Raw genomic sequence first — 26,406 nt, 5'->3', positions numbered from 1 at the left:
GCGGCACCTCCTCGCGGGAGGTGCCGCCCTTCGCCGTACCGCCGTGCGCCCCGGGCTCCGGCCGGTGCCGCCCGGGTCCCGGGTCTACGGCTCGAACTTGTAGCCGAGGCCGCGGACCGTCACCAGGTACCGGGGCGCGCCCGGGTCCGGCTCGATCTTGGCGCGCAGCCTCTTGACGTGGACGTCGAGGGTCTTGGTGTCGCCCACGTAGTCGGCGCCCCAGACCCGGTCGATGAGCTGCATGCGGGTGAGGACGCGGCCCGCGTTGCGCAGCAGCATCTCCAGCAGGTCGAACTCCTTGAGCGGCAGGTCGACCTTGGACCCGGAGACGGTGACCACGTGCCGGTCGACGTCCATGCGCACCGGCCCCGCCTCCAGGGCGGCCGGGGTGACCTCCTCGGGCTCCCCGCGGCGGCGCAGCACGGCCCGGATACGGGCGACCAGCTCGCGTGAGGAGAACGGCTTGGTCACGTAGTCGTCGGCCCCTATCTCCAGGCCCACGACCTTGTCGATCTCGCTGTCCTTGGCCGTGACCATGATCACCGGCACGTTCGAGCGGCTGCGCAGCTGGCGGCAGACCTCCGTCCCGGGCAGGCCCGGCAGCATCAGGTCGAGCAGGACGAGGTCGGCGCCGTTGCGCTCGAACTCGTCGAGGCCGTCGGGCCCGGTGGCCGCGATGGCCACCTCGAAGCCCTCCTTGCGCAGCATGTAGGACAGAGCGTCGGAGAAGGACTCCTCGTCCTCGACGACGAGCACTCGGGTCACGGAAGGACCTCCGGGGCGGGAAGCGGTTCGTACGGGGATGTGACGGCGGTCGTTCCGTCGGTCCGCCCGTCCTCGTCGAGTCCGGGCGTGCGGGGTGCGCGGTCGCGGGCCGCGCCCGCCTCCGGCAGTCGCAGGGTGAAGGTGGAGCCCTGTCCCTCCGAGCTCCACACCGTGACCTCCCCGCCGTGCGAGGCGGCCACGTGCTTGACGATGGCGAGACCCAGGCCGGTTCCCCCGGTGGCCCGGGAGCGGGCCGGGTCGACGCGGTAGAAGCGCTCGAAGATGCGCTCCTTGTCCTTGTCGGAGATGCCGATGCCCTGGTCGGTGACGGCGATCTCGATCAGGTCGCCGCCGGAGGCGCTCACCCGGCGGGCGGCTATGCCGACGCGGGTGCGGGCGGGCGAGTAGTTGACGGCGTTCTCGACGAGATTGCCCAGGGCCGCGGCGAGCTGGCCGCGGTTGCCCCAGACCGACAGGTCGGCGGTGCCGCCGGCGACCATGGTGATCTGCTTCGTGCCGGCCTGGTGGCGGCAGCGGTCGATGGCCTCGTCGACGAGCTCGCCGACGCGGACGGGCTCGGCGTCCTCCAGCGGGTCGTCGTTCTGGACCCGGGAGAGGTCGATGAGCTCCTGTACGAGGTTGGTGAGGCGGGTGGCCTCGACCTGCATGCGACCGGCGAAGCGCTGCACCGCCTCCGGGTCGTCGAAGGCGTCCATGACGGCCTCCGAGAGCAGGGAGAGGGCGCCGACCGGCGTCTTCAGCTCGTGGCTCACGTTCGCGACGAAGTCGCGGCGCACGGCCTCGATGCGGCGGGCCTCGGTGAGGTCCTCCACCAGCAGGAGCACGAGCCGGGAGCCGAGCGGTGCGACGCGGGCGGAGACGGCGAGCGCGTCGCCGCGTCCCGTGCCGCGGCGCGGGAGGTCCAGCTCGACCTGCCGTATCTCGCCGTCCCTGCGGGTGTCCCGGGCCATCTGCAGCATCGGCTCGACGGCCAGCTTCCCGCCGCGCACCAGTCCGAGCGCGTACGCCGCGGAGCTGGCCTTGACCACCGAGTCGGCCTCGTCCAGCACGACGGCGGAGGAGCGGAGCACGGACAGCACCGTGTCCACGCCCGGCGGCAGTACGGGGTCGGTGTGCAGGGAGGTGCGGGTCGGGCGCTTCTGCTCGCGCTCGCTCCAGCGGAACGCCAGCACGGCGATGGCACCGGTGAGCACTCCGGCGATCGCTGCCGCTGCGGCGACCGCCGCGTTCACGTCCATGGCTCCAGGTTAGGCACGGCGTCCGCTCTGCTCACAGCCGTCCGGGTGTCACCTCGAACACTCGTCGCCCAGAGTTCACCTTGACGCCAGGGGTGGTTCATTTGGGGTGACGGAAACGGACGCGTACGGCCCGGACCGTGGGAGCGTGGGGTTCTCGAAGCCCCCTGGAACCCCGGTACAGACGTAGAGAGGGACATCCTGATGCGGGACGCGTACCACGAGGAACTTGACTCGATCGGCGATGGCCTGGTCGAGATGGCCCGGCTCGTCGGGTCGGCGATCGGACGCGCCACGACGGCGATCCTCGACTCCGATCTGAAGCTGGCGGAGAGCGTGATCGCCGCCGACCAGAAGGTAGACGACCTCCAGCACGACCTCGAGGCGCGGGCGATAGCCCTGCTCGCCCGGCAGCAGCCGGTGGCGACGGACCTGCGCATCGTGGTGACCTCCCTGCGCATGAGCGCGGACCTGGAGCGGTCGGGCGACCTGGCGCAGCACGTGGCGAAGCTGGCGCGGCTGCGGTTCCCGGAGCGGGCGGTCCCGCACGACCTGCACGCGACGATCCTGGAGATGGGCCAGCTCGCCCAGCGCCTGATGGCGAAGGCGGCGGAGGTCATCATCACCAAGGACGTGGACCTCGCCCTGCAGTTGGAGCAGGACGACGACGAGATGGACCTGCTGCACCGTACGCTCTTCCAGCACCTGATGGACGACCGCTGGAAGCACGGCATCGAGACGGCCGTCGACGTGACGCTGCTCGGCCGCTACTACGAGCGCTTCGCGGACCACGCGGTCTCGGTCGCCAAGCGCGTCGTCTACCTGGTCACGGGCGAGCACGCGGACGGGATGCAGCCGGTGCAGACGCCGGGGGCGGAGGCGTAGCCGCAGGCCCGCGACCGGGCCGTACGGAGGTCCGGGGCGGACGCAGGCCCTGTCGCCGGGGCGGACGCCGGTCCTGTCGCCGGGGTGGGCGCCGGCCCCGCTCCCCGGCGGTCGTCGGCCCTGTTCCCGGGGCGGGGCGCGCGGCCGGTGCGCAGAAGTGTTCGAGCTCCCGTGCGCGGTTGACGCGCCGCACGGACCGGGCATGCACTGGGCGTAGGTATCCGCCTTCGAGGAGGGCCCCATGGCCGAAGCCACCAGCACGCCCGACCCCACGCAGGACCGCGACACCGAAAAGCCCGCCGAGATCAGGAGCCTTCCGCTGTTCGGCGCCTGCGGCTGCGGCTCGGGCTGCGGCTGCGGCTGCCAGTCGGGCAATCCGTGTCAGTGCGGCTGACGCACCGCTTGCGCGTACGGGTGAAGGGGCCCGTCCTGAGGACGGGCCCCTTCACCGTGCCGGGGACGAGCCCTTCGCCGTGCCGGGCGGCGCGTTCGACCGCCGTACCGGCGGAATGCGCGGCCGTGCCCGGGAGGCGTACGGCCGCCGTGCGCCGGGCTACGCCGACGGACCGGGCCTCCCGCGCCGGGACCTGACCCGGCGCAGGAGCACCCAGAGACTGCCCAGGAGGAGGACGGCCCCCATGAGCGGCCAGGCCATGGAACCGCCGTCGCGGTAGGTGTCGACCCCGGTCATCAGCAGCACCGCGCCGACCACCGGGCCCAGCAGGTCGAGAAGGAGGTCCGCCCGGTTCAGGATCTTCGAGACGTCGGCCACGACGCGATCGTGGCAGAGGACCGGTGCGCGGCCAAGGGCCGCCCGCCGAACGTGACTCGTACTTCGGGCGTACGGCCGGTGAAGCGGCCGTGTCCTCCGACCGGTGGTCCGTCCGGACGGGCAGGCAGGCGGGCGGGCGGGCGGGCGGACCACCGGATCATGGGGAAGGGACCGCCGGGTCACCGGGGGAAGGGAGCGCCGAGCGAGGTGTAGGAAGTCGGCGAACTTGAGGTTCAGTCCGAAGAGATCGTCGTTCTCGATGGCGCCCGCGGCACCGGAGGTGTTCTGGTCGTACGCCTTCGCCCCGCTGCCGGACAGGCCGCCGGCCCGGCCGAGCAGCACCGTGACCATGCCGCCGTCGCGCTTGTCCGCCAGGTCCTCGCCGGGGGAGCCGACGGCGAGGTCCGCGTATCCGTCGCCGTCGACGTCGCCCGCGGCGACGGCGGCGCCGAAGCGGTCGCCCTCCTCGGAAGCACCCGGTACGCCCGCCGTGTCCTGGGTGAACCTCACCGGCTCGCGCGCGGTGTCCGGACCGGCGGCGCCGCCGTACTGGACCGTGACGTAGCCGCGGGCCCCGTCCGGCTGCTCCTGGCCGCGGCCGATGGCCAGGTCGCCGTAGCCGTCCTTGTCGAAGTCCGCGACGGCGGTGACGGGGCCGCCGCCGACCTGGTGGCCGCCGTCGTCCGGCACGCGGACCGCACCGGCCACGCGGGCGACGTCGGTGCCGCCGCGGTGGAAGAAGGCGCGCATGTCCTGGTCGTCGTCGCCGAGGTCCTCGCCGAGGACGTACAGGTCAGTGGCGGCGTCGGCGGTGACCCGGCCGGCCGCCGGCTGCGAGGCGCTCAGGTAGCCGTGGTCCTCGCCGAGCGGCTGCCAGCCGCTGTGCCCGCCGGCACGGGTGAAGGGCCCTTCGCGCAGGACGACCCCGCACCGGCCGCCTCCCGCCCCGAGGACGGCCCGGCACGACGACAGGCCCCTCACCGACAACGGAACCGCCGGCGAGGGGCCTGATCGACTGAGTTGGCTACTTCTTCTTGCCCTGGTTCTTGACCGCCTCGATCGCCGCCGCCGCGGCCTCCGGGTCGAGGTAGGTGCCGCCCGGGTTCAGGGGCTTGAACTCGGCGTCCAGGTCGTAGGTCAGCGGGATGCCCGTGGGGATGTTCAGGCCCGCGATGTCCTTGTCCGAGATGCCGTCCAGGTGCTTCACCAGGGCGCGGAGGCTGTTGCCGTGGGCGGCGACCAGGACCGTGCGGCCGGTGAGGAGGTCCGGGACGATGCTGTCGAACCAGTACGGCAGCATGCGGTGGACGACGTCCTTCAGGCACTCCGTGCGCGGGCGCAGCTCGGGCGGGAGCGTGGCGTAGCGCGCGTCGTGGAACTGGGAGAACTCCGCGTCGGCGTCCAGCGGCGGCGGGGGCGTGTCGTAGGAGCGGCGCCACAGCATGAACTGCTCCTCGCCGAACTCGGCGAGCGTCTGCGCCTTGTCCTTGCCCTGCAGGGCGCCGTAGTGGCGCTCGTTCAGGCGCCAGGAGCGGTGGACCGGGATCCAGTGGCGGTCCGCGGCCTCCAGCGCCAGCTGCGCCGTGCGGATGGCGCGCTTCTGGAGGGACGTGTGGACCACGTCGGGGAGCAGGCCGGCGTCCTTGAGCAGCTCACCGCCGCGGACCGCCTCCTTCTCGCCCTTCTCGTTGAGGTTGACGTCCACCCAGCCGGTGAACAGGTTCTTCGCGTTCCACTCGCTCTCGCCGTGGCGGAGGAGGATCAGCTTGTACGGTGCGTCGGCCATGCCTGTGAGCCTAATGGACCCCGTGCACGGCCCGCCTTCCGGCCCGCGAGCCGGACAAGCGGCCCTGGAGGGCGGGGCGGGCGCCGTCGATTGACGGCTTCTGTTAATCGAGTGGCCTCCCCGCACCCTCACTCAGTAAGTTCTGCTCACCGCTTGAGCCGCTTACACGCATCTGGGGGACACCTATGCCGCTCGCCGCCCTGGGACACAGCGTCCGGGGAACCGTCTCGGGACTGCCGAGCGCGTTCTGGTGGCTGTGGACCAGCACCCTGGTCAACCGGCTCGGCGCCTTCGTCGCCACCTTCATGGCGCTGTACCTGACCCTGGACCGCGGCTACTCCGCCTCGTACGCCGGTCTCGTCGCCGCGCTGCACGGACTCGGCGGTGTCGTGTCGTCGCTGGGCGGCGGCGTGATGGCCGACCGGATCGGGCGGCGGCCCACCCTGCTGGTCGCCCAGTCCGCCACCGCCGTCTCCGTGGCCCTGCTCGGCTTCGTGCGCGACCCGGTCGCGATCGCCGCCGTCGCCTTCCTGGTCGGCGCCGCGAGCAGCGCCTCGCGGCCCGCCGTGCAGGCGATGATGGCCGACATCGTGCGGCCCGAGGACCGGGTGCGCGCCTTCTCGCTCAACTACTGGGCGATCAACCTCGGCTTCGCCGTCTCCTCCATGGCGGCCGGTTTCATCGCCGAGGTCAGCTACCGGGCGGGTTTCCTCATCGAGGCCGGCATGACGCTGGCCTGCGCGGTCGTCGTCTTCGTCAAGCTGCCCGAGTCCCGCCCGGAGCAGGCGGGGGAGGGCGGGGACGGCGAGCCCCGCACCGGGCTCGGGACCGTGGTGCGCGACGGGCGCTTCATGGGCGTCGTCGGCCTGTCCTTCCTCGTCGCCCTGGTCTTCCAGCAGGGTTCCGTGGGGCTGCCGGTCGCGATGGGGCAGGCCGGGTTCACCCCGGCCGACTACGGCATGGCGATCGCGGTCAACGGCGTACTGATCGTCGTGCTGCAGATCCCGGTCACCCGGTTCATCGAGCACCGGGACCCGCGCACGCTGCTCGTCGTCTCCTCGCTGCTGGCCGGGTACGGCTTCGGGCTCACCGCCCTGGCCGGGTCCGTCGGCGTCTTCGCGCTCACCGTCTGCGTCTGGACCCTCGCCGAGATCGTCAACGCGCCCACCCAGACGAGCCTCGTCGTGCGCCTCTCCCCCGCCCACGGCCGCGGCCGCTACCAGGGCATGTACAGCGTCTCCTGGTCGGTGGCCGCGCTCGTCGCCCCGCTGATGTCGGGCCTGGTCATCGACCGGTACGGGGCGGAGTGGCTGTGGGGCGTGTGCGCCGTCGTCGGCACGGCCGCCGCGGCCGGGTACGCGTTCCTGATGCGGCGCCTTCCGGCGGAGCGGCCGGAGTCCCGCCCCGCCGCCCGGTCCGCCGCCCCGGCGAAGAGCGCCGCCGACGGGGCCGATCCCGCGGCGAGGAGCGCCGCCGACGGTCCGGAGCCCGCCGCCGGGATCGGCTCCGTCTGATCCGCACGGTCCGTACGGACCGCGGGACCGCCCGAGTCGCCCGGACCGTGCGGGCGTACGGCCGCCGGGGCCGTACGCCCGCCGCTCGTCCGCTCACGGGTGCATCCGCGCCCCCTTCATCACCTTGTCCACGGCGTTGCGCGGGCCGTACACCGCGAGGCCGACCAGGTCCAGCTGGGCGGTGGTCACGGCCCGCACCGCCGCCCGGTTGTCGCGGTCGTTGCCGGTGGCGAAGAGGTCGGCGGTGAACAGGGAGCGGGGCAGGGCGCGGGACAGGGCCCGCCCGTGGGCCGTGGTCAGCGTCTCCTTGGAGCCCTCGAAGACCAGCACGGGCTGGCGGAACATCGACAGGTACGCGACCCCGTCGGCGTCGGCGTACGGCTCGCCCATCACCTCGGGCACCGCCGTGCCCAGGCCGCTGACCAGGAACGCGGTCACGTTCAGGCGCTGCCAGACCTCCAGGTCCTCGCGCAGCAGAACGGCGATCTTGGTGTCGAAGCGGACGGGGGCGTTCTCGGAAGCAGTCGTACTCATGCCAGAAGGCTGCCGACCGGTCCCGGGCAGCGTCTTGTACGTTCTTTGCATGGCCGCCGACGACCGACAGCGGGACGTTTCCGCATGGCGCCCAGGGGTTCCGGGTGTCGTGGAGGTCTTCCACGCGCGCTTCACCGGGTACGCCTACCCGATGCACGTGCACGACGCCTGGACGCTGCTGATCGTCGACGACGGCGCCGTCCGCTACGACCTGGACCGGCACGAGCACGGCACTCCGCACGACACGGTCTCGCTGCTGCCGCCGCACGTGCCGCACAACGGCTCCCCCGCGACGCCGCACGGCTTCCGCAAGCGCGTGATCTACCTGGACTCCAGCCTGCTCGACGACAGCCTCATCGGCCCCGCGGTGGACGGGCCCGATCTCGCCGACCCGGTGCTGCGGCAGCGCGTCGGCCTGCTGCACACCGCGCTGGAGCGGCCGGGCGACGAGCTGGAGGCGGCCAGCAGGCTGCTGTTCATCGGCGAGCGGCTGCGCGGGCACCTGCGGCCGCGGGGGCGCGGCGGCCCGGCGTACGGGTACGGGGGCGGGGCCGGGACGGGCCGCGGTGAGCGCGGGATCGCGCACCGGCTGCGCGAGCTGCTGGACGCCCGGCTCGTCGAGGGCGTCGCGCTGGAGGAGGCCGCGCGGCTGGTCGGCGCGCATCCGGCGCACCTGGTGCGGGCGTTCGGCGCCGCGTTCGGCATCGCCCCGCACCAGTACCTGATGTCCCGGCGCGTGGGCCGGGCCCGCCGGCTGCTGCTGGACGGGCGGTCGCCGGCCGAGGTGGCGGCGGAGACCGGCTTCTACGACCAGTCCCACCTCACCCGGCACTTCAAGCGGCTGGTCGGGGTCGCGCCCGGCCGCTACCGGTCGAGCGCCGGGGCCCGCTGAGCCCGTACCGGCTCCGCCGGCGCCGCGGTGTCAGTCCCGCGCGCGCCGGGTCAGGTGCGCGAACGCCTCCAGGTTGCGCGTCGACTCCCCGCGCGACACCCGCCAGGCGTACTCCTTGCGGATCGCGGAGGCGAAGCCCAGCTCCAGCAGGGTGTTGAACGCGCCGTCGGCCGCCTCCAGGACCGAACCGAGCAGCCGGTCGACCTCTTCGGGCGTGACGGCGGCCAGCGGCAGCTTGGCCACCAGGTAGATGTCGCCCAGGGGGTCGACGGCGTAACTGACGCCGTACAGCTTGAGGTTGCGCTCCAGGAGCCAGCGGTGGACGCCCGCCTCGTTCTCGTCGGGGTGGCGGATCACGAAGGCGTTGAGCGACAGGGAGTGCCGGCCGACGATCAGCGAGACGGTCGTGGACAGCTTGCGGGTGCCGGGGAGCGTCACGACGTACGAGCCCGGCTCCGGGCTCTCCCACTCCAGCTCGGCGTCCCCGAGGACCTGCTCGATGATCGACGTTGCGTCAGCCATGGGGCCGAGGGTACGTCAGGCCCGGCGGACCGCGTCAGGCCGCCGGACCCCGCCGGGCCGCGTCAGGCGTGGCGGGCGCGGACGCGGCGGCGGTGCTCCGCCATGGCGGCCGTGTACACGTCGGCGGTGGCGGAGGCGGCCGTGTCCCAGCCGAAGGACCGGGCGTGCCGGGCGGCGGCCGCCCCCATCCGCTCGGCCAGGGCGGGCTCGTCGGCGAAGGCGCGCAGCACGCGCGCGTAGTCGGCGGGGTCGTGCCCGGGGACGAGGAAGCCGGTCTCCCCGTCCCGGACGGCCACCGGCAGCCCGCCCACCGCGGCGGCGATCACCGGCGTGCCGGCCGCCTGCGCCTCGACGGCCACGAGCCCGAACGACTCGCTGTAGGAGGGCATGACCAGCACGGACGCGGCGCGGAACCAGTCCGCGAGCTGGTCCTGGCCCACCGGCGGCCGGAAGCGCACGACGTCGGCGATGCCGAGGCGGGCCGCCAGCTTCTGCAGGCCCTCGGGCTTGGCCAGGCCGCTGCCGCTCGGGCCGCCGACGACGGGGACGACGATGCGGGAGCGCAGCTCGGGCCGGTCGTCCAGCAGGACGGCGACCGCGCGCAGCAGGACGTCGGGGGCCTTCAGGGGCTGGATGCGGCCCGCGAAGAGCGGGACCAGCGCGTCCTGGGGCAGGCCGAGGCGGGCCCGGGCGGCGGCGCGGCCGTCGGCCGGGCGGAACCGGTCGAGGTTCACGCCGGGGTGGACGACGGCGACCTTGCCGGGGTCGGCCTCGTAGTGGCGGACGAGCTCACCGGCCTCCTCGGCGGTGTTGGCGATGAGGCGGTCGGCGGCGCGCACGATCTGGGTCTCGCCGATGACGCGGGCGGCGGGCTCGGGGGTGTCGCCCTCGGCCAGCGACGCGTTCTTGACCTTGGCCATGGTGTGCATGGCGTGCACCAGGGGCGCGCCCCAGCGCTCGGCGGCGAGCCAGCCGACGTGGCCGGAGAGCCAGTAGTGCGAGTGGACCAGGTCGTAGTGGCCGGGGCGGTGGCCCGCCCACGCCTGCATCACCCCGTGCGTGAAGGCGCACAGCTGGGCGGGCAGGTCCTCCTTGGCGAGGCCCTCGTAGGGGCCCGCGTCCACGTGGCGCACGAGGACGCCGGGCGCCAGCTCGACCTCGGGCGGCAGGGCGGCCGTGGTGGCCCGCGTGAAGATCTCGACCTCGATGTTGATCGCGGCGAGGCGCTGGGCCAGCTCCACGATGTAGACGTTCATGCCGCCCGCGTCGCCGGTGCCGGGCTGGTGCAGGGGCGAGGTGTGGACGGAGAGCATCGCGATCCGGCGCGGCCGGCGCGGGGCGCCGGGCATCCGCAACCGCGACGGGGACGCCGAGCGGCGCCCGAGCCTGCTCGCGTACTGGCTCACGTGGCGGTCCTCCTCGCTGCGGCCTGCGGTCGAAGGCGTGGTCAGCCTCCGAACGTGCAACACCGGAGCATCCCGCTCCATTTCCACTTTGCCGAATCGTTGCCCATGGTCGCTCAACCGTTCGAGGGCGTTCTGCGTGGGTGCCCGGCCGGGTCCCGTGCGGCTCCGGTGCCGGTGCCGGTTCCTTGCTTCGCGGTTCTCGCGGTCGCTGCCTCGCGGTTTCCGTTGCGCGGTCCCCGCGGTTCCGGTGCCGTCTCCGCGCGGGACCCGGCACCTCACGGGTACCCCGATCCCGCGCATACCCTCATAGGTATGACCGCCCGCGCCGCCTCCCTCCGCCGCTCCCGGCTCCGCTCGGGCGGGGGGACCCCCGTCGTGGGCACGGTGACGCGCGGGACCACCAACCCCAACCGGCTGCGCCGCATGGACCGCTGGATCGCCGCCGTCCACGGCGCGGAGCTGCGCCGGGCCGCGGACCCCGTCGCCGTGGACCTGGGGTACGGGGCCGCGCCCTGGACCGCGGTCGAGCTGCTGGGGCGGCTGCGGGCCGCCGCCCCGCGCACCCGCGTGGTGGGCGTGGAGATCGAACCGGCCCGGGTCGCGGCGGCCAGGCCCTACGAACGGGACGGCCTGTCCTTCCGGCACGGCGGCTTCGAGATCCCGCTGCCGCAGCGCCCGCTGCTGATCCGCGCCGCGAACGTCCTGCGCCAGTACGACGAGGCCGAGGTCGCCGGCGTCTGGGAGCGGCTGTGCGCCCGGCTGGCCCCGGCCGGGCCCGGAACGCGCGGCGGCCTGCTGGTCGAGGGCACCTGCGACGAGATCGGGCGCCGCCACGTGTGGGTGGCGCTCGGCCCCGAGGGTCCGCGCACCGTCACGTTCGCGGCCCGCCTCGGCTCCCTGGACCGCCCCTCCGACCTGGCCGAACGCCTTCCCAAGGCGCTCATCCACCGCAACGTCCCCGGCGAGCCGGTGCACGCGTTCCTGCGCGACTTCGACCGCGCCTGGGCGGCCGCCGCGCCCTACGCCTCGTACGGCGCGCGCCAGCGCTGGATCCGGGCGGTGCGGGGCCTGACGGCCGGCTGGCCGGTGACGGACGGGCCGCGGCGCTGGCGGCAGGGCGAGGTGACGGTGCGCTGGGAGGCGCTGGCACCGCGGGGCTGAGGGACGCCGGCCCGCCGGGCGGCGACCGGGCGGCCGCCGCCCCGGGGCCGGCAGGCGCCGGTACGCGGGGACGGTCGGGCGCCGCCGCGGGTTTCCGGCACGGGGGAACGGCCCCCGCGGGTCGTTCGTCACACAACGGGGACGGACGCCGGGGCGAGGGGGACGGGGAGGGGGGAGGTACGGAGTCTCTGCCCGCCTCTGTCGCATTGCGCGACGACATGGCACCATCCCCGAGGCGCCCATATGTTACTGACGGTTAATCAGTTGGGGGATGGAGCATGGTATCCGGCAAGCGGAGTCCGACCACCGCGGCCATGGCCCTGGTCTGCGCCGTGACCGTTCTGGGCGCTCCGGGGGCCGCCTTCGCGGCCACCACCGCCCCCACCGACCCGACGCCCTCGTCGTCGAGCCCGGCGCCCGTGTCCGCCAAGGACCTCGAGGAGGTCCGCAGGAAGCTGGAGAAGCTCTACCACGACGCCGCGGTGGCCACGGACGCGTACAACGCGGCGGAGGAGGAGACCGAGGCGCAGTCCGCCCGGATCGCCGAGCTGGCCCGCGCCATCGCCACCGGGCAGGCCAGGCTGGACGGCCTGAAGGACCGTGCGGGCGCCGCGGCCCGCGCCCAGTACCGCACCGGCGGCCTGCCGGACGAGGCCCGGCTGGCGCTCAGCGAGGACCCGGAGGCGTTCCTCGACGGCGCCGAGCGGACCCGCCGGGGCCAGCGGGCGACCAAGGACCTGCTCGACGAGCTGGCCCGCGCCCAGGAGGACCTGCGGCAGTACAGCAGGGACGCCTCGGCCCAGTGGCGCAGGCTGGAGGCCGACCGCAAGGCCAAGGCCGAGGCGAAGAAGGAGGTCAAGAAGCAGATCGCGGCCGCGCGGGAGCTGGAGTCGCAGCTCGAGGAGGAGGAGAAGGAGCGGCTGGCGAAGCTGGAGCGGGAGGCCGCGCGGAAGGCGCAGGCCGCCTGGCTCGACTCCGGCGTCCTCGACGGGGCCGCCGGCGAGGCCTCGACCCGGGGCGAGAAGGCCGTCGCGTACGCGATGGCGCAGACGGGCAAGCCCTACGAGTGGGGCGCCGAGGGGCCCAGGACGTACGACTGCTCGGGGCTGACCTCCCAGGCCTGGGCGGCGGCGGGCCTCGTCATCCCCCGCACCTCGCAGGAGCAGTGGAGGCAGCTGCCCCGGGTCGACGTCGAGGACATGCGGCCGGGCGACCTCGTCATCTACAACTCCGACGCCAGCCACGTCGCGATGTACATCGGCGAGGGCTCCATGGTGCACGCGCCGCGGCCGGGCCGGACGGTGACCGTCGCGGGCGCGGGCTCCATGCCGATCCTCGGGGTCGTGCGCCCGGACAAGTGACGGGCGGCGGGCTCGGCCCGCCGTGGTTTCCGGCCTCGACCCGACGGGTTCCGGTCGCGTGACATACCCCACGTGACCCCCGGCACGTACGAGGTGAAGACGGGCCGCGCCCCGCGTGACGTTCGTCATCCGCGCAGGTCGTCGGCGTGCCCAAGTGCGGTACGGAAACCGGCATATGACACTGGCGGCTTGCCGCACCGCGTTCCTATGAGAGCGCGGCTACCGCTATGGTCCCCGTCGGCGGTCCGAGGGCCCCTCGCCCGCCGTGCCCTCGGGGGGAGGGAAGGAACCCAAGACGATGACCGTACCCGTACCGCGGCAGAGAGCCATCCCCGCCGTGGAAGGCGGTCCGGCGCCGACCGCGTCCTCGCCGATCGCGCCCTCGTCCGGGGCGTCCGGGGGACTCGGCGGCCGGCCCGGCGCTCCCGACGGCGGCGGAGCGGCGGACCCGGCCGCCCGGGCCGTGCCCGGCGGCGGCACCACGACCGGTGCCACGGCCGGCACCGCGCCGTCCGGCGCCGGTCTGACGCTGCTCGTGATCGAGGACGACCCGGCCGGCGCGCTGAGCGTCCCCGCGATGCTCGACGCCGCCGGCAAGCCCATCCGCGTCCGCAGCGCCCGCAACCTCACCGAGGCCGAGCGGCTGCTCACCGACGACGTGCACTGCATCCTGCTCGACCTCGCGCTGCCCGTCCCCGGCCGGGCCGCCGAGGGCGGGGACGGGGAGCAGGACGAGCTGGCCGCGCTCAAGCACGTGCTGCGGCTCGCGCCCCGGCACGCCGTCCTCGCGCTCACCGCGTCCGGGGACGCCGAGGCGGGCGCGGACGCGGTGCGCGAGGGCGCCCAGGACTACCTCTTCCGCGACGAGCTGGACGGCCGGCTGCTCAGCCGCGCGATCCGGTACGCGGTGGCGCGCAAGCGCTCCGACACCGCCGAGCGCCGGCTCACCGAGTCCCGGCTGCGCGCCCAGGAGAACGCCCGCCTGGAGCGCGGCCTGCTGCCGACGCCGCTCCTCGAGGGCTCCTCGCTGCGGTTCGCCGCCCGCTACCGGCCCGGCCGGTCGCGGGCCCTGCTCGGCGGCGACTTCTACGACACCGTGCGGACCCCGGACGGCACCGTGCACGCCATGATCGGCGACGTCTGCGGCCACGGGCCCGACGAGGCGGCGCTCGGCGTGGAGCTGCGCATCGCCTGGCGGGCGCTGACCTTCGCGGGCCTGTGCGGCGACGAGCTGCTGTCGACGCTCCAGCGGGTCCTGGAGCACGAGCGCGAGAGCGAGGAGATCTTCGCGACGCTGTGCACGGTGGACATCGCGCCCGACGGGCGGAGCGCGGGACTGTGCCTGGCCGGGCACCCGTCCCCGCTGCTCGCCCGGCCCGGCGTACCCGCCCGCCTGCTGCCCTGCGAGGACAACGGACCGGCGCTCGGCCTGCTGGAGGGCGCCCGCTGGCCGCGCCAGGAGGTCGAGCTGGGCGGTGCGTGGAGCCTGATGCTCTACACGGACGGTCTGATAGAGGGCCACGTCGGGGAGGGCAACGAGCGGCTGGGCCAGGACGGCATGGTGGAGGTGGTCCGCCGCCGCCTCGCGCAGGGGCTGCGGGGCGAGGAGCTGCTCCAGGCGACGGTGGACGAGGTGCGCGAGCTCGGCGGGGGCGAGCTGACGGACGACGTGGCGGTCCTGCTGCTGGACCGGACGGGCTGAGGCCCGGTCCCGGCGACGGACGCCTGCGGCCGGCAGCGGGCGGGGACGGCGGCGTCGGTCAGCGGCCGCCGTTGTAGGGCCCGTACGGGCCGTCGCTGCTGGAGCCGCGGCGGCCGGTGCGGCCGCCGCCGGGCAGGGAGCGCAGGGCCGGGCGCACGTCCACGATGTAGACGATGCTGGCGATGACGCCGATGACCGGCAGGAACGACAGGATCGAGAAGAGGTAGCTGACGATCAGCGCCAGGGCGAGGATGATCGTCCAGAACGGCTTGCTCTGCTTGTCGGCGGCCCGGAAGGCGTCCTCGCGCCGGAACAGGGCGTCGACGAGACCGAACGCGGCGAGGCCCATCAGGACGATCTTCAGCAGCCCCAGGAACCCCGCGAAGCCCAACATCAACACGCTGTCCACCCGCCCGTTCTCTCGCCCGTTCTCCGGCTCCTACGCGGTCACCGTACCCGTAGAACGGGCCGGGCACCCCGAGGGTGCCCGGCCCGTCACCGCCGTCACGGCGTGGGCGGCGTGGTCTTCTTCGCGGCGGGAGCGGCCGGGGCGGTCTTGCGCACCGGGGCCTTCTTGACGGCCGCCTTCTTGGCCGCCTCGGCCCCGGCCTCGGTCTCCGCGGTCTTCTCGGCGACCTTGATCTCGCCCTCGTCCGGCTCGGCCTTCGGCTCGACGGCGATCGCGAGTTCCTCGATCTCCTCGGCCGCCTCGCCGCGCCAGGTGCGCACGGTCTGCTCGCCGTGCTCGGCGACCTTCTCGTAGGTCTCGCGGGCCTTCACGGCGTACTCGGCGGCCACGCCGACGCCGCGCAGGGCGAGGTCCTGGGCCTGCTCGCCGAGCTTCTTCAGGTCGGCGTCCAGGGTGTTGATGAACCCGGAGACCTTGGTCTGGATGGTCTCCTGCGCCTCCTTGGCGCGGGCGGCGGCCTTCTCCTGGACGGTCTTGGGGTCGGCGTTGCGCACGGCCTCGACCCGGGCCGGGGCCTCGGCGCGCAACTGCTCCACCAGCCCGGGCACCTTCTTGGCCTGCTGGATGGCCAGGTCGGCGGTGCCGACGGCGAAGTAGAGCGGGGTCGGGTCGCTGAGGGTCTTGCGCAGGTCGTCGGTGATGGCCATGACGATGGTCCTCCCGGAATCGCTTGCAGCGTGAGGGTGTGTGGTCGGTGCGCCGCGGTCGCCGGACCGGGCCGGTCGTGCCGGCGGGCCGCCGGAGCCGGCCCCGTCGCCGGTCACCGCGCCGTCCCGCCGGTGCGGGCACCGGTTCCGGCGCCGGGGCACGGGCCCCGGCCGGCCGGACCGGCCCGCCGGATCAACTCGCGGACCGCTGGTCCTGCTCGTCGTTCGGGTCGTTCGGGTGCTGCTGGTCGCGCTGGTCCTGGTCGTCCCGCCCGGCCGGCCGGCCGCCGCGGTCCTCCCGGTCCCCCCGTGCGTACGGCTCGCGCGCGGCGCGGGACCCGTACGCCTCGGCATCGCCCTCGCCGGCCGTGCCGGCGGCGTCCCGGGCGTCCCCGGTCCCCCCGGCCGCCTGAGGACCCTCAAATCCGTTCTCCTTGCGGAAGGACTCGTAGATCTGGAGCAGCACCTGCTTCTGCCGCTCGTTCAGGGTCGGGTCGGCGAGGATGACTGCACGCGTCTCCACCTCGTCCCGGTCCCGCTCGGCGTCGAGGATCCCGGCCCGCACGTACAGCGTCTCGGCGGAGATCCGCAGGGCCTTGGCGACCTGCTGCAGCACCTCCGCGCTCGGCTTGCGCAGCCCGCGCTCGATCTGGCTCAGGTACGGATTGGACACCCCGGCGGCGTCGGCGAGCTGCCGCAGCGACAGCTGCGCGTTGCGCCGCTGTTCGCGCAGGTACTCGCCGAGATTGCCGACGTTGAGCGATGCCATGGCCCTACTGTGCACCACTTTCGCTAACTCTTGCAAGCGGGTGCTTGCAAAAGTGCGCCACACCACGCCGCCCGGACGGTGGGCCTCCGCCGTTGTCTGAGAGAGTGGCGATCATGCGCCTTCTCCTCATTCGTCATGGTCAGACCCCCTCCAACGTCGCCAACCTGCTGGACACCGCGGTACCCGGACCCGGGCTGACCGAGCTGGGCGAGAAGCAGGCCGCCGCGCTGCCGGACGCGCTCGCGGACGAGAGGATCGAGGCGCTGTACGCCTCGACCCTGGTCCGCACGCAGCTGACCGCGGCTCCGCTGGCCGCGGCGCGCGGCCTGGAGGTGCTGGTCAGGGACGGTATCCGGGAACTGGCCGCCGGCGACCTGGAGATGGAGCCCGGCGACACCGAGGCGGGCGAGGCGTACATGGTCACGGCGTTCGCCTGGGCGGCCGGCGACACCGGGCTGCGCATGCCGGGCGGGGAGAGCGGCGCCGAGGCGTTCGGCCGGTTCGACGCGGTGGTGGCGGAGGCGGCGGCCTCCGGCGCCGGGACCGTGGCCATGGTCAGCCACGGCGCCGCCATCCGCGCCTGGACGGCTGCCCGCGCCCGCAACGTCGACGTGGACTTCGCCGCCGCGCACCCGCTGGACAACACCGGCGTGGTGGTCCTGGAGGGCTCGCCGGAGACCGGCTGGACCGCCCTGACGTGGGCGGGAGCGGTCGTCGGCGACGCGGCCCCCGCAGGTTCGGAGAGCGGCCCCACGGGGCGTCCGCTCGACACGCAGGAGTAGGCCCGGGACGGAGGAGCGACAGCCCGGACGGAGGCGGCTGGGCCGGGACGGAGGCCGTGGAGGCGTCCGCGCGAAAACCGGTGAGCGCCGGACCGGCCCGTCCGCAAGGGGGGGAGTTGACGGGCTGCCGAGGGGAGGCGTCCGCCGCTCACCGGTGTGATCACACTAGCCATGCAACCGGTCACATTGGTACGCGCACGGTTATGGCTACGTCGCCTTCCGGTAACACCCGAACACCGCACGACAGTGGATCAGTCGAGGACAGGTGATCGGTCGAGGACAGGCGGCCCGTCGAACGGCAGGGGCCGCGCGTGCACCACGTCCAGCCGCGACACCGCCCGGGTGAGCACGACGTAGAGCCGGTGCAGGCCGCGTGTCTCCGCCTCCGCGACGGCGGCGGGCTCCACCACGACGACGTGGTCGTACTCCAACCCCTTGGCGAGGCCCGCCCCCAGCACCGTCACCCGCTCCCCCGGCCGGTCCGGTCCCGCGGCCCCGATGCCCGCCGCGGCCAGCGCCTCCCGCACCGCCGCCGTCCCGGTGTCGGCGCCGATGACGCCGACGGACCCCTCGTGCGCGAGCGCCTCGCGCACGGCGGCGACGGTCTCCGCGAGCACCTCCCCCGCCGGGACCGGCCGCAGCCGCAGCCCCCCGCCGCCGCGCAGCGAACGCGCCGGCGGCACCGCCACGTCCAGGCGCTCCAGCAGCCGGTTGGCCACTTCGACGACCGCCCGGGGAACGCGGAAGCCGGTCGTCAGGCGGACCACCTCGGCCTCCGGTTTCCCCAGGTGGCGCAGGGTCTCGCGCCACTCGCGCGCCGCCCACGGCGTGGTGCCCTGCGCCAGGTCGCCCAGCACGGTCAGCGAGCCGAAGCGCGCCCGCCGCCCGATCGCCCGGCACTCCATCGGGGACAGGTCCTGCGCCTCGTCGACCACCACGTGCCCGTACCCCTCGGGGTGCTCGACGAGCCCGGCGACCTCGTCGAGGAGGACGAGGTCGGCGGCCGACCACCGGGCCGACCGGTACGAGCGCGGCGGCTTCGGCCACAGCACCGCCTTGCGCTCCTCCGCGTCCAGCAGCCCGTCCGCCGCCCGCTCCAGCGCCTCCGGGTCGCCGAGCAGGTCCGCCACGGCCTCCTCGGGCCGCACCTTCGGCCAGGCCGCGTCGACGTACGCGCTCACCGCCCGCGCCCGCTCGATCCGCCGCACCCACGCGGCCGGCCGCGGCCCCGTGCGCCGCTCGGCCCGCTGCCGCAGGAGCGCCACGATCCGCGTCCGCACGCGCTCGCGGCCCACGGCGTACGGCGGCTCCTCGGCGCGTACGTCCGCGACGACGCGGGCCAGTTCCTCGCCGGGCACCCGCCAGCGGTACGAGCCGTCCGGCACGGTGAGGCCGTCCGGGGCGCCGGCCTCCCCGGGCACGGCGACGCGGGCGTACAGCGCCCGGCGCAGCACCTCGGCCATGCGGGCGTCGTGCTTGACGGCCGCGGCGCGCTCGTCGTCGGCGGCGGTGACGGGGTGCCGGGCGAGTTCGTCGGCGAGGGTGGACTGCCGCACCCCGGTCTCGCCGAGCGCGGGCAGCACCTCGGCGATGTACGTCAGGAAGGTGCGGTTGGGTCCGAGGACGAGCAGGCCGCCGCGCCGGACGCGCTGCGGGAAGGTGTAGAGCAGGTACGCGGCCCGGTGCAGCCCCACGGCCGTCTTGCCGGTGCCGGGGGCGCCCTGCACGCAGACGGAGACGGCGAGGTCGCCGCGGACGAGGTCGTCCTGCTCGGGCTGGATGGTGGCGGCGATGTCCCGCATGGGGCCGACCCGGGGGCGTTCGATCTCGTCCGCGAGGATGCGGCCGGTCCCCGCCGCCGCGCCCGTACCCGGGTCCGCGCCCGCGCCCGTGCCCGCGCCGAGGTGCTCGTCCTCCAGGCCGGTCAGGTCGGCCGAGTCCCCCCGGCTGCCCGGTGTCCAGCCGAACCGGCGGCGCACGGCGACGCCCTGCGGGTCGCGGGCGCTCGCCCGGTAGAAGGCGCGGGAGACGGGGGCGCGCCAGTCCACCACCAGGGGCGGGGCGGCGGGGTCCACGCCGACCCGGAGCCGTCCGACGTGGTAGCTCTGCCCGGCGTGCTCCCCGTGGCCGAAGTCCAGCCGCCCGAAGAACAGCGGTCCTGCGGGCAGTTCGCGCATCCGCCGGTCCCGGGTGCGCAGCCGGCGGCCGAGCACCTCGGCGTCGGCGCCGGAGGCGGAGACGTCGGCGGCGGTGAGGACGTGGTCCCGGGCGCCGTCGACCATGGCGGCGAGGGCGGCCCGGCAGGCGTCGTGGTGAGCGCGTTCCCGGGCGAGTTCCCGGGCGGTTCCCCGGTCGGGCGCGGGCGCGTGGGCAGGGTCGGGAGACGTCATTCCACCGAGAATAACGTAACCGAGTTAAATTTCTTACCGGGTTGCCTTCAGCCGCGCTCCCCCCGTGCGCACGGGGTCACGCGTACCGCGACAGTCCCGCCGCCAGCTGCCGGAACGCCCGCTCGGCCGCCGCGCGCGCCTGCGGCCTGACCGCCTCCACGTCCTCGCCGCCGGTGATCCGCCGCCAGTTCTCCTGCGCGAGGAGGCGCTGCACGGCGACGATCTGCCCCGCGGCGAGCCGGGCGTCGAGGTCGCCGCCGAGTGCGTCGGCGAGCGCCGCCTCGGACCGCTCCAGGTAGGCGTGGAGCCGTGCGACCAGGGACGGGGTGCCGTACAGCAGCCGGTGGAAGGCCAGGACGCGGGGGTCGGAGTTGAGGCCGGTGACGGGGTCGGAGCCGTCCAGGGCGGCGAGGAAGTGCCCGCGCAGCGCGCCGAGCGGGGACTCGCCGTCCGCCCGCGCCGCCACGACGCGCGCCGCCTCGGTCTCGTGGTCGGCGAACCGGTGCAGGACGAGGTCCTCCTTGGCCGCGAAGTACCGGAAGAGGGTCGGCTTGGAGATTCCGGCCGCGGCCGCCACCTCCGCGACGGACACCTTCTCGAACCCCCTCTCCAGGAACAGCGCGATCGCGATGTCCGAGACCTCCTGGTGCATCCGCAGCTTCTTGCGTTCCCGCAGCCCTGTCCCACTCATGGGAGGGAGGGTACGCACCGCGGCCGGGCCGGCCGCCACCGACGTGTCGGACGGCCCCGGCCGCGCTCCGCCGCTCAGACGCCCCGGACGATGTCCAGCACCGGTTCCAGGGAGTCCACGACCACCTCGGCGCCCGCCCGGCGCAGCTTCTCCGCCTTGCCCGGGTGCCGCGCGTAGCCGAGGAACGGGACGCCGGCCTCCCGTGCCGCGGCGCGGTCCGACGGGGCGTCGCCGATCATCAGGGCGTCCTCCGGGGCCGCGCCCAGCGCGTCCAGGGCCAGGTGCAGGCAGTACGGGTCCGGCTTGAGCAGGCGCAGGTCCCGGGTGCGGCCGTAGACGTCCGGCGCGAAGCACCCGCTCAGACCGCGGCCGGCGAGGTACGCGGCGGCCGTGCGCGCCGAGTTGTTGGTGGCGACGGCCAGGCGTACGCCGACCGCGCTCCACGTGCGCACCAACGGGTCCGCGTACGCCGTGGGCCAGGCCCGCGCGACCGCCTTCAGCTCCTGCCGGGTGAGCCGCTCCTCCAGCTCGGCCACCAGGTCGCTGCGCGGGTGGCGGCGGTCGACGGCGCGCAGCACCGCCATCGGGTCGGGGTGCGCGCGCTCCTCGTCCGTGAGCAGCCCGCGCAGGCCCTGCCGCCCGAGCCACTCCACGAGGTCGCCCGCCACGCGCTCCGCCGGCAGGCCCGCGAAGAGGCGGCAGATCGGCCCGTCGAAGTCGAAGAGGACGAAGCGCGCTCGTGTGATCAGATTCCGCAGCTTTTCTGTCTGTATCCCTGGCTGTTCCGCCACCGATTCGGTCTGCTTTGTATCAGAAGTCACTAGGAAAGTGTCAGGTCCGTGCTGATGGTTTCCCATAGGGCGTCGAACCACTTCTGCGACTGGTCCACGAACATCGCGTCCCGATGGCCCGCCCCGCGTTCGAAGGAGAAGAGCCGCGACTCCAGGCCCAGGACGTCGTACATCCCCAGGGTCTCGCCGCCCACCTCCTCCTCGCGTTCGGTGACGAGGTAGTAGGCGATCAGCGCCTCGACGCCGTTGAGCAGGTACAGCTTGACCGGCGGGGTGAAGGGCAGCGCCCGGAACGAGACATTCACCTCGACGCCGTGGGAGGAGCGCAGGGCGCGCAGGTTGTGACGCAGGACCTGCACCTGGGCGTTGCGCTGGGTGAGCCAGCGCTGGTGCACCACGTCGCCCCGGCCGTCCACGGGGACGGGGAAGGCCAGGGGGATGTCGCGGCTGGGCAGCAGGACGCGGACGTCGATGGACCGCGGACGGACGCGGCCCTCGTGGACGAGGCGGACGGGCTCGCCGAGGGCCAGCATCAGGGTCTCCGCCGTCAGGCACACCGTGTCGACGCGGACCTGCGGCGACTCGAACGCCCGTGTGAGCCGGGGCGCGAGACCCACGATCGGGGGCTGCGGCTCGTACGACGCCGCCGACGGCTCGGCGATACGCGGCGGGCTGCCCTTGCTCACATTGCTGAGCAGGCCGTCCTCCTGGAGCACGCGCAGGGCCTGACGGACGGCGCCGCGCTCGACCCCGAACTCCTCCGCCAGTTCGGCCTGGGTGGGCATCCGGTCCCCGGCCTTGAGGTCACCGGCGCGGATGCGGTCCCGCAGGACATCGGCGATCTCCTGCGGCGAGAGCCGTTTGCTGCCGTTCACTGCAACGTTCTCCTGAGTCACGACCAAACGCTACAACTCTAGCCCATCTCCCGGGAGTTGTTTGAAAGTTGTTTATAAATACCGGCCAAGTGGGGATCAGTAAGCCAAAGTTGGTTGCCAACTTGTAAGAGATGGCGGAAGTTTTCCCTCCTCCTGTCGGCAGTTGGCACCCGGCTCTGTCCCCTGTGCCGCGTTCTCCACCTCGCGTACCGCGCCGAGGAGTCTGTCAGGAGGAACCACCATGCCCGTCATCACGCTCGTGTCCACTGTCTTCGTCATCGGCCTCGAACAGCTCGTCCGGTGGCGGTACGGCCCGACGGGCGTCGTCGGGCTGCTGCTCCTGGCCGTGGGCATCCGGGCGAAGAGCCCCGCCTTCAGCTCCATGGGAGCGGTCGTCCTGGCCCTCACCGTGTCGGGCCCCGCCCTTTGACCTGCGTCGAAGTCGGAGTCACGGCCACGGCCAGGACGGCGGCCACGGCCGCCGGCGCCGCACCCGGGAGGCCTCAGTCCGAGAGCACCAGCTCCGAACTGATGGTCTCCCACAGCGCGTTGAACCACAGATGGGACTGTTCCACGAACGTGGTGTCCCGCAGCCCGGCCCCCAGCCCGAAGGAGAACAGCGTGGACCGCGTGCCCTCGGCGTCGTACAGCTCCAGCTGCTCGTTGCCGAACTCCTCCTCACGCCGTTTGAGTGTGTAGTACGCGAAGAGCGCCTCGACGCCGTTGAGCAGGTACAGCTTGACCGGCGGGGTGAAGGGCAGCGCCCGGAACGAGACGTTCACCTCGATGCCGTGGGTGGCCCGCAGGGCGCGCAGGTTGTGCTTGAGCACCTGGCCCTGGGCGTTGCGCTGGGCCAGCCAGCGCTGGTGCACGGGGTCGTCGTCGCCCCGGTCGTCCCGGCCGTCCACCGGAGCCGGGAAGGCCAGGTCGATGTTCCGGCCCGGCAGCAGGACCCGCACGTCGACCTTGGCCGGTTTCATGCGCCCCGCGTGGATGTGGCGCAGCGGTTCGCTCATGGCGAGGGTGAGGGAGACCGACGTCAGGCACAGCGCGTCGATCTCCACGTGCGGCGCACGGAAGGCGGCCGCTATGCGCGGCGCGAGCGTCACCGTGGTGGGCTGCGGCGGGGCTCCGGGCCCGGTCGGTACCCGCTCCGCGGGCAGGGCGACGATCGCCGGGCCGCCCCTGGGGACGTCGGCGAGAAAGTTCTCCGACCTCAGGATGCGCAGCGCCTGCCGTACGGCCCCCCGCTCGACGCCGAACTCCTCGGCCAGTCTGGTCTGCGTGGGCAGGCGCTGTCCCGGCCGCAGCTCGCCCGTCCTGATCCGGTCGCGCAGTGCTTCGGCCACCTCGCGGTGCGACCGCTGCGGCCGCACCGGTCTCTTCCGTCCTTCGGCGGCGCCGTTCTCCGGGTCCACAACGGAACACTACAACTTCACGCCATCTTCAGGGAGTTGCCGGAAAGGTGGTTATGAGACTCCTCCAAGTGGGATTAGCTTGATGTGAGTTGGTCGCCAACTTCAGCAACATGGTTGGAAAATTTAGATGTTGGCTACCAGAGTCGCACCCATCCGACCAGGTGGACGGTCCTCCCCGCGGAAGTCCGCCGCTCCGTCCCGAAGGAGGGACCGCCATGCCGCTCGTCGCTCTCGTCGTCGCCGCCCTGGTCATCGGATTCGAGCAGCTCGTGCAGTGGAAGTACGGGCCGATGGGGATCATCGCCTTCGTCGCGCTGTCCATCGGCGTCAAGGCCAGGAACGGCGCCCTCGGCGGCGTCGGGGCGGTCCTCCTGGTGATGCTGCTCGCCCGGTCCGGCTGAGACCGGGACCGGGTCCTGCCCGGTCCCGCCGGGCCCGCGCCGGGGGGAGCGGGCCCGGGCCGCCGGTCCCACGGACCGGCCCTCGGATGTGACCGGCGCGGCTCCCTTCCGGAGGGGAGCCGGGAGCCGCGCCGGCCGGTACCACCGTCACCCGTGCCCGTCGCTACGGAGCAGGCGGAGAAGGAGGTGAGGAAGGGGAACGGAACGAGGGAGAAGGGATCAGAAGACGTCCGGGCACCACGGTCGCCTGGGCGTACGCAGCAGGGCGTCGGCGACGGTGGCGGCGCCCGCTCGTGCTTCCGTCACCCGCCCGAGCGCGGCGAGCCGCACCGCCGACTCGTCGCCCAGCCACAGCGCCGCCAGCTCGCGCACGTCGAGCGCGAGGTCGGCGGTCCCGGTCGTCCGGACGCAGGACGCCCCGTCCGGCGACGTCTCCAGCCGGTAGCGGCCGGCGGACAGCCCGTCCGCGTCGGCGACCTCCAGCACGAGCGTGCCGGCGGCGGCGTACGTACGGGCCTCGAGGGCGCGGACGACGTCCAGGATCCGCACCCACAGGAAGTCCGCCACCATGTCGATGCCGGCGGCGCGCGGGTCGGGCAGCAGGTCCGGAAGCAGGTCGTCGGGGGCGCGCCCGCCGCTCTTGACCGTGGTCACCCAGTCCACCGAGCACAGGTAGTGCCACAGGGCCCGCTCGGCGGTCGGGGTCACCGCGATCAGGTCCTTGACCTCGGCGGTGACCAGGGGCTGCTTGCGGTCGCCCCAGTGGTCGTCGGCGGTGTAGGTCAGCAGGCCCTGCACCTCGCCGTCCGCCGCGCGGTACACGGCGTGGAAGGGCTCGGTCCAGGGGCGGCCGGTGCTCAGCGCGCCGGTCGCGAGCTGCCACCAGCGCTCGGTGCGGTCCACGGCGCCCGGCTGGATCCGGCACAGCCGCTCGTGCAGCTCGGGGCCGAGCTTGCGGACGTCCTCGCCGTCCACGAGGTCGACGCGCCCGCCGTCGTCCGGCCCGGACCGGCGGCGGTCGAGACCGGTGCGGGGCACGTCGACGGTCCACCGGGCGACGCGGGCGGCCGGCCCGAAGCCGTACCGGCCGTAGATCGGGTACTCGGCGGCGATGAGCGTCGCCACGACGTCGCCGCGCTCCCTCGCGGCCGCCAGGTCCCGGGCCATCATGCGGCCGAGGAGGCCACGGCGGCGGTGGGTCGCCGTGACGGAGACGTTCGTGATCGCGTCGGCGGGGACGGCCGCCCCGCCGACCGCCGTGAGCCGCTGCGCGAACGACCGGAACGTCCCCACGCACCGCCCGTCGTCGAACGCCCCCAGCGTCCGCTCCGGCTCGATGTACGCGGCACGGCCCACCAGCTCCGCCTCCGAGGGGTGCGGCGGCCGCAGGAACCCGGTGTTCAGGGCGCGTGTCCACTCCGGGATCTCGGCCTCGGCGATCGGGCGTACGTCGATGTCATGGGTGTCGGGGCGCAGGCTCATGGCAGCACGCTAGGCCGACGGGGAGCGGGATGTCGTCCGGATTTCCGGGGTGCGGGCGGGACCGCGACGGTCCGCCCGCATCGCAGCGGAACGATTCTTCAGAACGCCGCGCGGATCTCCCCCACCTCGCGGCCCGCACCCAGCAGCGGCGCGCGGCCGACGCGGTCGAGGACCGGTGCGTCCACGCCCAGCAGCCGCAGGGCGCGGGCCAGGACGGGCCCGAGGGCCCGGGTGGCCCCGTCCTCGACCTTGAACGCCAGCGCCCGGCCGTCCGGCAGCGCCACCGCCTGCACCGCCTCAGCGCCCATCTTCGACAGGGCGCCCGGGACCTCCCGCATCAGCCAGGTGTCGGGACGGCGGGTGCCCGCGACGTACTCGGGGTGGGCGCGCATGGCGTCCGCGACCCGGCGCTCGGGCGTGCCCGGCCCGGCGAGCACGAAGGAGCGGAAGGCCCGGGCCAGGCCGGTCAGGCCGACGGCCATCAGCGGCGCGCCGCAGCCGTCCGTGCCGACCGCCGCCACCCGCTCGCCCGCCGCCTCCTCGACGACCGTGCGGACCAGCCGCTGGAGCGGGTGGTCCGGGTCCAGGTACGTCTCCGTGGGCCAGCCCCGCAGGACGCACGCGGCGAGCATCGCGGTGTGCTTGCCGGAGCAGTTCATGGTCACCCGGTCGCGGACGGCGCCGGAGGCCAGGTACGTCTCCGCCTCCGTCTGGTCCAGCGGCAGGTCGGGCGGGCACTGGAGCTGGTCGGCCGTCAGACCGTGCTCGGCGAGCATCTTGGTCACCAGGTCCCGGTGGAAGACCTCGCCGGAGTGGCTCGCGGCGGCCAGCGCCAGCCGCTCGCCCGCCAGGTCCAGGCCCGCCCGCAGCACGGCGGCCGCCTGCATCGGCTTGTTCGAGGAGCGCGGGAAGACCGGGGCGTCCACGTCGCCGAGCGCCAGCTCGACCGAGCCGTCCGCGGCCAGCAGGACCAGGCTCCCGCGGTGCCGGCCCTCGACGAAGCCGGACCGCACGACCTCGGCGAGGACGGGGGGTATGACGCCGGCGGCGGTGGGGACAGGGGCTGCGGACATCGGCGGGGGCCTTCCGGGCGGGACCCGCTCCGTCCGCGGCCCCCGGGGCCACCGGGGCGGAC

The 26,406-nt window shown here is 74.2% G+C and carries 27 protein-coding genes; 10 read left to right on the top strand and 17 right to left on the bottom strand.

Translation table 11 applies throughout. The annotated features are described in order from the left end of the window. Positions 1 to 84: 84 nt before the first annotated feature. Together phoP and phoR are read right to left on the bottom strand one after the other, a co-directional pair. The gene (gene phoP, locus IE271_RS29720) at positions 85 to 756 is read right to left on the bottom strand and encodes a two-component system response regulator PhoP (RefSeq protein ID WP_488269380.1); all 672 of its coding nucleotides are present in this window, start codon (positions 754 to 756) and stop codon (positions 85 to 87) included. Positions 757 to 761: 5 nt separating this feature from the next. Continuing rightward, positions 762 to 2,024, bottom strand: a complete 1,263-nt coding sequence (gene phoR / locus IE271_RS29715) for a two-component system sensor histidine kinase PhoR (protein WP_190193561.1) — start codon at positions 2,022 to 2,024, stop codon at positions 762 to 764. 201 nt (positions 2,025 to 2,225) lie between these two features. Here phoR and phoU point away from each other — a divergent pair, with 201 nt between their 5' ends. Then, a complete protein-coding gene (gene phoU / locus IE271_RS29710) occupies positions 2,226 to 2,906 on the top strand; it encodes a phosphate signaling complex protein PhoU (protein ID WP_190193560.1) in 681 nt (226 codons plus the stop codon). Positions 2,907 to 3,147: 241 nt separating this feature from the next. Continuing rightward, entirely contained in the window at positions 3,148 to 3,300 is a 153-nt protein-coding gene (locus tag IE271_RS29705) for a hypothetical protein (protein ID WP_190193559.1), read from the top strand. Positions 3,301 to 3,459: 159 nt separating this feature from the next. Here the strand turns inward: IE271_RS29705 and IE271_RS29700 are convergent, their stop codons facing one another. Further along, positions 3,460 to 4,659, bottom strand: coding sequence for an FG-GAP repeat protein (locus tag IE271_RS29700; protein WP_229919632.1), 1,200 nt, complete (start codon positions 4,657 to 4,659; stop codon positions 3,460 to 3,462). Between the two features lie 43 nt (positions 4,660 to 4,702). After that, positions 4,703 to 5,464 (bottom strand): phosphoglyceromutase, encoded by a 762-nt coding sequence (locus tag IE271_RS29695; protein ID WP_190193557.1) that lies wholly within the window; start codon positions 5,462 to 5,464, stop codon positions 4,703 to 4,705. Between the two features lie 185 nt (positions 5,465 to 5,649). Between IE271_RS29695 and IE271_RS29690 the strand changes: the two genes are divergently transcribed. Then, positions 5,650 to 6,978, top strand: coding sequence for an MDR family MFS transporter (locus IE271_RS29690; RefSeq protein ID WP_190193556.1), 1,329 nt, complete (start codon positions 5,650 to 5,652; stop codon positions 6,976 to 6,978). 93 nt (positions 6,979 to 7,071) lie between these two features. Here the strand turns inward: IE271_RS29690 and IE271_RS29685 are convergent, their stop codons facing one another. Then, the gene (locus IE271_RS29685) at positions 7,072 to 7,563 is read right to left on the bottom strand and encodes a DUF2000 domain-containing protein (RefSeq protein WP_190193555.1); all 492 of its coding nucleotides are present in this window, start codon (positions 7,561 to 7,563) and stop codon (positions 7,072 to 7,074) included. Here IE271_RS29685 and IE271_RS29680 point away from each other — a divergent pair. After that, on the top strand, positions 7,562 to 8,404 hold the full coding sequence (locus IE271_RS29680) for a helix-turn-helix transcriptional regulator (protein WP_190193554.1): 843 nt from the start codon (positions 7,562 to 7,564) through the stop codon (positions 8,402 to 8,404). The genes IE271_RS29685 and IE271_RS29680 overlap by 2 nt on opposite strands. A gap of 30 nt (positions 8,405 to 8,434) precedes the next feature. On the opposite strand, the gene IE271_RS29675 is transcribed toward IE271_RS29680, so the two are convergent. Both IE271_RS29675 and mshA read right to left on the bottom strand, forming a co-directional pair. After that, complete coding sequence (locus tag IE271_RS29675; RefSeq protein WP_190193553.1) at positions 8,435 to 8,926, bottom strand: type III secretion system chaperone family protein; 492 nt, start codon at positions 8,924 to 8,926, stop codon at positions 8,435 to 8,437. 62 nt (positions 8,927 to 8,988) lie between these two features. Further along, positions 8,989 to 10,332 carry a D-inositol-3-phosphate glycosyltransferase gene (gene mshA / locus IE271_RS29670; protein ID WP_190193552.1) on the bottom strand — a complete coding sequence of 448 codons (1,344 nt, stop codon included), beginning with the start codon at positions 10,330 to 10,332 and terminating at the stop codon, positions 8,989 to 8,991. 375 nt (positions 10,333 to 10,707) lie between these two features. On the opposite strand from mshA, the gene IE271_RS29665 reads away from it, so the two are divergent. The 3 genes from IE271_RS29665 to IE271_RS29655 all read left to right on the top strand — a co-directional run bounded on the left by IE271_RS29665 (position 10,708) and on the right by IE271_RS29655 (position 14,556). Further along, a complete protein-coding gene (locus IE271_RS29665) occupies positions 10,708 to 11,493 on the top strand; it encodes a class I SAM-dependent methyltransferase (RefSeq protein WP_190193565.1) in 786 nt (261 codons plus the stop codon). Between the two features lie 278 nt (positions 11,494 to 11,771). Further along, on the top strand, positions 11,772 to 12,854 hold the full coding sequence (locus tag IE271_RS29660; RefSeq protein WP_190193551.1) for a C40 family peptidase: 1,083 nt from the start codon (positions 11,772 to 11,774) through the stop codon (positions 12,852 to 12,854). A gap of 298 nt (positions 12,855 to 13,152) precedes the next feature. Then, positions 13,153 to 14,556 (top strand): PP2C family protein-serine/threonine phosphatase, encoded by a 1,404-nt coding sequence (locus IE271_RS29655; protein WP_190193550.1) that lies wholly within the window; start codon positions 13,153 to 13,155, stop codon positions 14,554 to 14,556. A 58-nt stretch (positions 14,557 to 14,614) separates the two neighbouring features. Here the strand turns inward: IE271_RS29655 and IE271_RS29650 are convergent, their stop codons facing one another. The 3 genes from IE271_RS29650 to IE271_RS42400 form a co-directional block, all read right to left on the bottom strand. Continuing rightward, entirely contained in the window at positions 14,615 to 14,950 is a 336-nt protein-coding gene (locus tag IE271_RS29650) for a DUF2516 family protein (RefSeq protein ID WP_190193564.1), read from the bottom strand. 110 nt (positions 14,951 to 15,060) lie between these two features. Continuing rightward, a complete protein-coding gene (locus IE271_RS29645; RefSeq protein WP_190193549.1) occupies positions 15,061 to 15,672 on the bottom strand; it encodes a hypothetical protein in 612 nt (203 codons plus the stop codon). Between the two features lie 193 nt (positions 15,673 to 15,865). Next, positions 15,866 to 16,441, bottom strand: a complete 576-nt coding sequence (locus IE271_RS42400; RefSeq protein WP_229919630.1) for a helix-turn-helix domain-containing protein — start codon at positions 16,439 to 16,441, stop codon at positions 15,866 to 15,868. A gap of 113 nt (positions 16,442 to 16,554) precedes the next feature. Between IE271_RS42400 and IE271_RS29635 the strand changes: the two genes are divergently transcribed. Beyond that, complete coding sequence (locus IE271_RS29635) at positions 16,555 to 17,223, top strand: histidine phosphatase family protein (protein WP_190193548.1); 669 nt, start codon at positions 16,555 to 16,557, stop codon at positions 17,221 to 17,223. Between the two features lie 251 nt (positions 17,224 to 17,474). Here IE271_RS29635 and IE271_RS29630 read toward each other — a convergent pair whose 3' ends face one another. The 4 genes from IE271_RS29630 to IE271_RS29615 form a co-directional block, all read right to left on the bottom strand. Beyond that, entirely contained in the window at positions 17,475 to 19,613 is a 2,139-nt protein-coding gene (locus IE271_RS29630; protein WP_190193547.1) for a HelD family protein, read from the bottom strand. Positions 19,614 to 19,689: 76 nt separating this feature from the next. After that, positions 19,690 to 20,304: a TetR/AcrR family transcriptional regulator gene (locus tag IE271_RS29625; RefSeq protein ID WP_190193546.1), complete on the bottom strand. Its 615-nt coding sequence runs from the start codon at positions 20,302 to 20,304 to the stop codon at positions 19,690 to 19,692. A 74-nt stretch (positions 20,305 to 20,378) separates the two neighbouring features. Next, positions 20,379 to 21,125 (bottom strand): HAD family hydrolase, encoded by a 747-nt coding sequence (locus tag IE271_RS29620; RefSeq protein WP_229919629.1) that lies wholly within the window; start codon positions 21,123 to 21,125, stop codon positions 20,379 to 20,381. Further along, on the bottom strand, positions 21,125 to 21,997 hold the full coding sequence (locus IE271_RS29615; protein ID WP_190193544.1) for a GntR family transcriptional regulator: 873 nt from the start codon (positions 21,995 to 21,997) through the stop codon (positions 21,125 to 21,127). The genes IE271_RS29620 and IE271_RS29615 overlap by 1 nt, the downstream gene beginning before the upstream one ends. A 214-nt stretch (positions 21,998 to 22,211) precedes the next feature. Here IE271_RS29615 and IE271_RS29610 point away from each other — a divergent pair, with 214 nt between their 5' ends. Further along, positions 22,212 to 22,400 (top strand): hypothetical protein, encoded by a 189-nt coding sequence (locus IE271_RS29610; RefSeq protein ID WP_190193543.1) that lies wholly within the window; start codon positions 22,212 to 22,214, stop codon positions 22,398 to 22,400. Between the two features lie 73 nt (positions 22,401 to 22,473). Here IE271_RS29610 and IE271_RS29605 read toward each other — a convergent pair whose 3' ends face one another. Then, a complete protein-coding gene (locus IE271_RS29605; RefSeq protein WP_190193542.1) occupies positions 22,474 to 23,388 on the bottom strand; it encodes a winged helix-turn-helix domain-containing protein in 915 nt (304 codons plus the stop codon). A gap of 215 nt (positions 23,389 to 23,603) precedes the next feature. On the opposite strand from IE271_RS29605, the gene IE271_RS29600 reads away from it, so the two are divergent. Then, positions 23,604 to 23,789: a hypothetical protein gene (locus IE271_RS29600; protein ID WP_190193541.1), complete on the top strand. Its 186-nt coding sequence runs from the start codon at positions 23,604 to 23,606 to the stop codon at positions 23,787 to 23,789. Between the two features lie 219 nt (positions 23,790 to 24,008). Here the strand turns inward: IE271_RS29600 and IE271_RS29595 are convergent, their stop codons facing one another. Both IE271_RS29595 and IE271_RS29590 read right to left on the bottom strand, forming a co-directional pair. Next, positions 24,009 to 25,271 (bottom strand): GNAT family N-acetyltransferase, encoded by a 1,263-nt coding sequence (locus IE271_RS29595; RefSeq protein ID WP_190193540.1) that lies wholly within the window; start codon positions 25,269 to 25,271, stop codon positions 24,009 to 24,011. A 98-nt stretch (positions 25,272 to 25,369) separates the two neighbouring features. Then, positions 25,370 to 26,344, bottom strand: a complete 975-nt coding sequence (locus IE271_RS29590; RefSeq protein ID WP_190193539.1) for an asparaginase — start codon at positions 26,342 to 26,344, stop codon at positions 25,370 to 25,372. Between the last annotated feature and the right edge of the window lie 62 nt (positions 26,345 to 26,406).

The organism is Streptomyces minutiscleroticus (genome assembly GCF_014650875.1).
GTDB classification, from domain to species: domain Bacteria; phylum Actinomycetota; class Actinomycetes; order Streptomycetales; family Streptomycetaceae; genus Streptomyces; species Streptomyces minutiscleroticus.
The sequence above is the reverse complement of the archived record's forward strand: the minus strand, read 5'-3'. Positions and strand labels throughout refer to the sequence as shown.

Excerpts from the sequence above, each read along its gene's own strand:
- phoR (WP_190193561.1), bottom strand. The coding sequence starts at position 2,024 with ATGGACGTGAACGCGGCGGTCGCCGCAGCGGCAGCGATCGCCGGAGTG.
- phoU (WP_190193560.1), top strand. The coding sequence starts at position 2,226 with ATGCGGGACGCGTACCACGAGGAACTTGACTCGATCGGCGATGGCCTG.
- IE271_RS29705 (WP_190193559.1), top strand. The coding sequence starts at position 3,148 with ATGGCCGAAGCCACCAGCACGCCCGACCCCACGCAGGACCGCGACACC.
- IE271_RS29695 (WP_190193557.1), bottom strand. The coding sequence starts at position 5,464 with ATGGCCGACGCACCGTACAAGCTGATCCTCCTCCGCCACGGCGAGAGC.
- IE271_RS29690 (WP_190193556.1), top strand. The coding sequence starts at position 5,650 with ATGCCGCTCGCCGCCCTGGGACACAGCGTCCGGGGAACCGTCTCGGGA.
- IE271_RS29680 (WP_190193554.1), top strand. The coding sequence starts at position 7,562 with ATGGCCGCCGACGACCGACAGCGGGACGTTTCCGCATGGCGCCCAGGG.
- IE271_RS29685 (WP_190193555.1), bottom strand. The coding sequence starts at position 7,563 with ATGCAAAGAACGTACAAGACGCTGCCCGGGACCGGTCGGCAGCCTTCT.
- IE271_RS29675 (WP_190193553.1), bottom strand. The coding sequence starts at position 8,926 with ATGGCTGACGCAACGTCGATCATCGAGCAGGTCCTCGGGGACGCCGAG.
- IE271_RS29660 (WP_190193551.1), top strand. The coding sequence starts at position 11,772 with ATGGTATCCGGCAAGCGGAGTCCGACCACCGCGGCCATGGCCCTGGTC.
- IE271_RS29655 (WP_190193550.1), top strand. The coding sequence starts at position 13,153 with ATGACCGTACCCGTACCGCGGCAGAGAGCCATCCCCGCCGTGGAAGGC.
- IE271_RS29650 (WP_190193564.1), bottom strand. The coding sequence starts at position 14,950 with ATGTTGGGCTTCGCGGGGTTCCTGGGGCTGCTGAAGATCGTCCTGATG.
- IE271_RS29645 (WP_190193549.1), bottom strand. The coding sequence starts at position 15,672 with ATGGCCATCACCGACGACCTGCGCAAGACCCTCAGCGACCCGACCCCG.
- IE271_RS42400 (WP_229919630.1), bottom strand. The coding sequence starts at position 16,441 with ATGGCATCGCTCAACGTCGGCAATCTCGGCGAGTACCTGCGCGAACAG.
- IE271_RS29635 (WP_190193548.1), top strand. The coding sequence starts at position 16,555 with ATGCGCCTTCTCCTCATTCGTCATGGTCAGACCCCCTCCAACGTCGCC.
- IE271_RS29630 (WP_190193547.1), bottom strand. The coding sequence starts at position 19,613 with ATGACGTCTCCCGACCCTGCCCACGCGCCCGCGCCCGACCGGGGAACC.
- IE271_RS29625 (WP_190193546.1), bottom strand. The coding sequence starts at position 20,304 with ATGAGTGGGACAGGGCTGCGGGAACGCAAGAAGCTGCGGATGCACCAG.
- IE271_RS29610 (WP_190193543.1), top strand. The coding sequence starts at position 22,212 with ATGCCCGTCATCACGCTCGTGTCCACTGTCTTCGTCATCGGCCTCGAA.
- IE271_RS29600 (WP_190193541.1), top strand. The coding sequence starts at position 23,604 with ATGCCGCTCGTCGCTCTCGTCGTCGCCGCCCTGGTCATCGGATTCGAG.
- IE271_RS29595 (WP_190193540.1), bottom strand. The coding sequence starts at position 25,271 with ATGAGCCTGCGCCCCGACACCCATGACATCGACGTACGCCCGATCGCC.
- IE271_RS29590 (WP_190193539.1), bottom strand. The coding sequence starts at position 26,344 with ATGTCCGCAGCCCCTGTCCCCACCGCCGCCGGCGTCATACCCCCCGTC.